The organism is Mycobacterium sp. (assembly GCF_049802695.1).
Lineage (GTDB): Bacteria > Actinomycetota > Actinomycetes > Mycobacteriales > Mycobacteriaceae > Mycobacterium.
In genome coordinates, this window is sequence record NZ_JBARMY010000521.1 from 1 (window position 1) to 5286 (window position 5286).

The following is a 5286-nucleotide window of genomic DNA, read 5'->3' on the forward strand; positions in this document are numbered from 1 at the left end:
AGGCAGAGGAGCCTGCGCCAGCACCTACCGATTCGGCCCCTGCGCCGGCCGCCGACCCGCAACCGCCGAGCGCCGAGCCGCCACCGCCGCCGGCAGATCCGGAACCCGACGAAAGCACACCGTGCGAGATAGCGGCCGACGAACTACCGCAGGCGGGCCAGTGACAGGTCACCGGCTGCAGGCACTACTTGAGCAGTGCGATGATCTTGTCTTCCGGAGTCGCCGGCGCCGAAGATTCTTCCGCCGCCTCGGTGCGGGGTAGCTGCACCTCCGGATCGGCGAAATCTTTGTAGGCCTTGTCCCCGGCCAGCGCGTAGAGCAGGTATCCGGTCAGCAACGCGCGGACCGCTTTCTGCGTGCCGGTGTGGGTGCCGGGCAGCCCGAACGCCTTGGTGACGCGGCGGCCCTCCACCAGGCCGCCGCTCTTGGCTTTGCTGACGACTCGCAACGTCGCCGGGCGCCAGGCTTGGGAGAGCTCGAATGCATTGGAGCGCAACGTCTTCTCTTCTCCGGGGGCACTGAAGATGACGCCCGGGACCTGGAGGGCGGCGGCCGGATCAGTGGCCGACGGTTTGGTGACGGCCGGGAACACGGCGGCCACCGCTTTGGGCTTGTTCGGCATGCCCGCCGCCGCGAAGACCGCTGCCGAGCCGCCGAAGCCGTGTCCGGCCAGACCGAGCTTGGTCGGATGCACGCTGATCTTGCCCGGCCCCAGCCGCACGCCCGCGGCGATGTCGAGTGCAGTGCCCAGGTCGAAGGCCAGGTTCAACACCGAGGGAGCGAGTCCCCGCTCGGTGTCGGGCGCCGCCGCCACGATGCCCCACGAGGCGAGATGTTCGAGTAGACCCGAGTAGCGGTCGACGCCGGTCACCCAGTCGTGACCGAAGGCGACGGCCGGCAGATTCATACCCGATTCGGGCGTGTACACCACTCCCGGCAGACCCGCGAAAGCGAGGTCACCCTTCAGCACTGGTTGTGGACCGCGGCGGGACAGAGCGGTCACGAGTTTGCGGGTGCTGGCCACCTGTCGACGTTAGCGCACCCGGCCAACGCTGAACGCGGCCGGCGATTCACAGCAGTTTGGGAGAATCTCTTGCCGCTGAACCCTCGGGCGCTCAAAGGTTCGTGTGGTAGAACTCGCCGCATGAAAAAGATTGTGCGTGTCGCAGCATCGGCATTCGTCATGGGTGCCGGCTTGGGGCTCGTCGGTCTGGGGGCAGCTGACATCGCTCAGGCGCATCCCGCACCGTTCGCCCCCATGCCGGACTATCACTGGTGTCCCGGAGATCAGTGGGACCCGGGCTGGGGCGACAACTGGGACCAGGGTCGCTGCCACGACGACGGCTTCTACGACGGCGAGCCCCGCGACGCCGGTCACTGGCATGGCCGCGGTCCTTACGACGAGGGCCGCGGCGGCCCTCCGGGACCTTGGCACCCCTGACCCGAGCACTTCGGTGATTCACGCCCGTTCGGCGGCTTCTGCCGCCGGGCGGGCGTTCTACGTCGTGAGGCCGACTTTGCCGGCGTTTCCGTAGTCGTCGTCGATCAGGACGACCGTGCGCTCCGGATGATCGAATGATCGAGTTGGCGATCGACGAACGGTAGCCGGACCCAGCGGATCACCTCCACGCAGGCGCCCGGTGCTCCATTACCCTGGTCAGCTATGTGCGGAATTGTCGGCTACGTCGGGCAGCGCCCTGCCTGCGACGTCGTCATCGACGCGTTGCGCCGGATGGAGTACCGCGGCTACGACTCAGCCGGAATCGCCCTGGTCGACGGACACGGGAGCCTGACAGTACGTCGCCGCGCCGGTCGCTTGGCCAACCTGGAGGCCGCGATCGCCCAGACGCCGCTCACCGGCACCACCGGGCTGGGTCACACCCGCTGGGCCACCCACGGGCGCCCGACCGACCGTAACGCGCACCCGCACCGCGACGCGGCCGGCAAAATAGCCGTCGTCCACAACGGCATCATCGAGAACTACGCCGTCCTGCGCCGCGAGCTGGAGACCGCGGGGGTGGAATTTGGCAGCGACACCGACACCGAGGTCGCCGTGCATCTGGTGTCGCAGGCGTATCGCCATGGCGACACCGCCGGCGACTTCGTCAACTCGGTATTGGCGGTGCTGTGCCGGCTGGAGGGTCACTTCACTCTGGTCTTCGCCTGCGCTGACGATCCCGGGACCATCGTCGCGGCCCGCCGGTCCACGCCACTGGTGCTCGGGATCGGCGACGGCGAGATGTTCCTCGGCTCCGACGTGGCCGCCTTCATCACGCACACCCGCGACGCGGTCGAGCTCGGGCAGGACCAGGCCGTGATGATCACCGCCGACGGCTATCGGATCACCGACTTCCACGGCAACGACAAGACCGCTGACGCCCGCGTTTTCCATATCGACTGGGACCTGTCGGCCGCCGAAAAAGGCGGCTACGAGTACTTCATGCTGAAGGAGATCGCCGAACAGCCCACCGCCGTCGCCGAGACACTGCTGGGGCATTTCATCGACGGCCGCATCGTGCTCGACGAGCAGCGACTCTCCGATCAGGAGCTGCGCGAGGTCGACAAGGTGTTCGTCGTGGCTTGCGGCACCGCGTACCACTCCGGATTGCTGGCCAAATACGCCATCGAGCACTGGACCCGGCTGCCCGTCGAGGTCGAGCTGGCCAGCGAGTTCCGCTACCGCGACCCGGTGCTGGACCGCAGCACCCTGGTGGTGGCCATCTCGCAGTCGGGAGAGACCGCGGACACCCTGGAAGCGGTGCGGCACGCCAAGGAGCAGAAAGCCAAAGTGTTGGCGATCTGCAACACCAACGGCTCGCAGATCCCCCGGGAGTGTGACGCGGTGCTATACACCCGCGCCGGGCCGGAGATCGGGGTGGCGTCGACCAAGACGTTTCTGGCGCAGGTGGCCGCCAACTATCTGCTCGGACTGGCGCTGGCGCAGGCGCGCGGCACCAAATACCCCGACGAGGTGGAGCGGGAGTACCGCGAGCTGGAAGCCATGCCAGAATTGGTGGCCCGCGTGCTGGCCGCGATCGAGCCGGTGACCGCGTTGGCTTATCGATTCGCCCAATCGTCGACGATCCTGTTCCTGGGTCGCCACGTCGGCTATCCGGTCGCATTGGAAGGCGCGCTCAAACTCAAGGAACTGGCGTACATGCACGCTGAGGGGTTCGCCGCCGGCGAGCTCAAGCACGGCCCGATCGCATTGATCGAAGACGACTTGCCGGTCATCGTCGTGATGCCCTCGCCCAAAGGGTCGGCCACCCTGCACGCCAAGTTGCTGTCCAACATCCGCGAGGTCCAGACCCGCGGCGCGGTGACCATAGTGATCGCCGAAGAAGGCGACGACACCGTCCGCCCCTATGCCGATCATCTGATCGAGATCCCCGCGGTCTCAACACTATTGCAGCCACTGCTGTCTACCATCCCGCTGCAGGTGTTCGCTGCGTCGGTGGCGCGGGCCCGCGGCTACGACGTCGACAAACCCCGTAACCTCGCCAAATCGGTCACCGTCGAATAGATCGGCGCCCCGCCCCTCGGCACCTCTGCTAAGGCCGTTGTCAACAGGAGCCCGGTGGGGGTAGTGGGTCAGTATGAATGGAATCAGCCAGTTGTAAAGGGATGCCTGACAACAGTTGCGTGTAAACGTTTTCTTTACAAGCCGAGATCAGGGACAGCGCCCGCAAGCACGGCATCGCCGACGATGACATGCTGCACGCGGTACGCAACGCCCTGCGATCCATCGAGCAGGAAAACGACGGTGAAGCCCGGCTACGGGTGATCGGCCCGGACGAAACTGGGCGCCTGCTTGAGATCGTCGTCGTTGCTGATGAGCCGATGCGCATCATTCACGCCGACGCTCTGCGTCCGAAGTTCTACGACTACTTGTGAAGGTGATGAAGATGGGCAACGTAAGACACCGGCCCGATGCTGATTCGGGTGTTGAGGAATGGCTGGACAACCTTGAGGTCGATCCGGCCAACGCACGCGATGGCCGACACATGCGCCGGATCAGCGCGGCGGCCAATGCGGTCGACGTCGCACAGGCAGAACTACTTGCTGCGGCGCGGGCCGCGCGTGAGGCCGGTGACACTTAGGCGATGATAGGTGTGGCGCTCGGGATCAGTCGCGAAGCGGCCTATCAGCGGTTCGGCCAGGGCACTGACAATGCTTAAGGGTTTCCACGTTGCTCGAATATCCGCGGATTATGGTGCCTGCCTGACCGGTCAGCAAACGTCTCCGGGACCTGAACGTCGACATCGACCCCGCCCAGCTACGTCTCCTCGCGGCGCGGGCGCCTTGAGCGTGTTGAGCGGGGTGTCTACCGCGTGCCTGCGCTGCCGCGCGACGAGCACGACGAGTTCGCCGCTGCTGTCGCGTGGTCCCTAGGCCGCGGCGTCATCTCGCACGAGTCAGCCCTGGTGCTCCACGAGCTAGCGGACGTCAACTCACTGCGTATCCATCTGACGGTGCCGCTCGACAACCACCCCGTCGAGGTCGACGGCGAACGTCTCATGCTTTAGGTACCCGACGGCACAACCGGCAACGCCGGCGCATTCTGCTCGATCGGTGATACAGGGAGCAGTTACGAGTCATGATCCCGGATCTGAGCGCCAAGGGGGAGCACGTGCTCGGTGTGTCGGTGCCCCGCTGGAGTTTTCGGCGCATGAAAAGAAGCGCGGCGCGTGTAACCGCGAGACCCGGCACATCTGGTTCAATGTCGAGCTGGCCAAGAACCACCCGGACTGCCTGGAGTACATCGCGATTCGCGAGATGACGCACTACCTGGAACGCAGTCGCGGGCAACGCCTCACCACGCTGATGGAGGCTTTCATGCCGGACTGGCGTGCGCAGCGCGATCAGCTGAACGAGTCACCATTGGCTCACTGTGACTGGGCGGGGTTGCGGCGGCTCAGCCGTTGCTAGGCGCCCTGGAGCTTTCAAAAACGGCCGACCAAACAAAGGACCGCAACCTTTTGAATCACTGAAACAACTTGTTTCACTGCAGTTTTGGGTGTGGATAATCAGCGGCGGATGTCGGCGGGTCCCGGTATTATTCGAATATGCGTTCGAGCAGCCCTGAGGAGATCGTTGAGGTTTTCGACGCCCTCGACGCTGACCTGGACCGGGCACTGAAGCTGTCGTTTGATGTGCTGACCACACCGGAGTGCGTGGCGATGCTGGCGCGCTGCGAAACCCTACGCCGCCGGCTACCGGCCCTCGAGCACCCATTGATCAACCAGGTCGCCGCACAGGCCGACCAGGCTGAACTGGGCGGCAAGC

At 65.5% G+C, this 5286-nt stretch carries 6 protein-coding genes and 2 pseudogenes; 7 read left to right on the top strand and 1 reads right to left on the bottom strand.

The window, feature by feature from the left end; genetic code table 11:
- Positions 1–184: 184 nt before the first annotated feature.
- A complete protein-coding gene (locus tag WA317_RS20535) occupies positions 185–1024 on the bottom strand; it encodes a dienelactone hydrolase family protein (protein ID WP_425174776.1) in 840 nt (279 codons plus the stop codon).
- 120 nt (positions 1025–1144) lie between these two features.
- Here WA317_RS20535 and WA317_RS20540 point away from each other — a divergent pair, with 120 nt between their 5' ends.
- From WA317_RS20540 to WA317_RS20570, 7 genes and pseudogenes are all read left to right on the top strand, one after another.
- Entirely contained in the window at positions 1145–1441 is a 297-nt protein-coding gene (locus WA317_RS20540; protein WP_425174777.1) for a hypothetical protein, read from the top strand.
- A 222-nt stretch (positions 1442–1663) separates the two neighbouring features.
- Positions 1664–3523, top strand: coding sequence for a glutamine--fructose-6-phosphate transaminase (isomerizing) (glmS, locus tag WA317_RS20545; RefSeq protein WP_425174778.1), 1860 nt, complete (start codon positions 1664–1666; stop codon positions 3521–3523).
- Positions 3524–3711: 188 nt separating this feature from the next.
- Entirely contained in the window at positions 3712–3894 is a 183-nt protein-coding gene (locus WA317_RS20550) for a hypothetical protein (RefSeq protein ID WP_425174779.1), read from the top strand.
- 11 nt (positions 3895–3905) lie between these two features.
- The gene (locus WA317_RS20555; protein ID WP_425174780.1) at positions 3906–4100 is read left to right on the top strand and encodes a hypothetical protein; all 195 of its coding nucleotides are present in this window, start codon (positions 3906–3908) and stop codon (positions 4098–4100) included.
- A gap of 164 nt (positions 4101–4264) precedes the next feature.
- Positions 4265–4511: pseudogene (locus WA317_RS20560) on the top strand (type IV toxin-antitoxin system AbiEi family antitoxin domain-containing protein); the annotation flags it as partial.
- A 61-nt stretch (positions 4512–4572) separates the two neighbouring features.
- Entirely contained in the window at positions 4573–4929 is a 357-nt protein-coding gene (locus tag WA317_RS20565) for a YgjP-like metallopeptidase domain-containing protein (protein ID WP_425174781.1), read from the top strand.
- A 137-nt stretch (positions 4930–5066) separates the two neighbouring features.
- Positions 5067–5286, top strand: a pseudogene (locus tag WA317_RS20570) (HNH endonuclease signature motif containing protein); the annotation flags it as partial.

What these genes read in the sequence shown, in the direction of transcription:
- WA317_RS20540 (WP_425174777.1), top strand. Translation starts at nt 1,145, where the DNA reads ATGAAAAAGATTGTGCGTGTCGCAGCATCGGCATTCGTCATGGGTGCC.
- glmS (WP_425174778.1), top strand. Translation starts at nt 1,664, where the DNA reads ATGTGCGGAATTGTCGGCTACGTCGGGCAGCGCCCTGCCTGCGACGTC.
- WA317_RS20550 (WP_425174779.1), top strand. Translation starts at nt 3,712, where the DNA reads ATGCTGCACGCGGTACGCAACGCCCTGCGATCCATCGAGCAGGAAAAC.
- WA317_RS20555 (WP_425174780.1), top strand. Translation starts at nt 3,906, where the DNA reads ATGGGCAACGTAAGACACCGGCCCGATGCTGATTCGGGTGTTGAGGAA.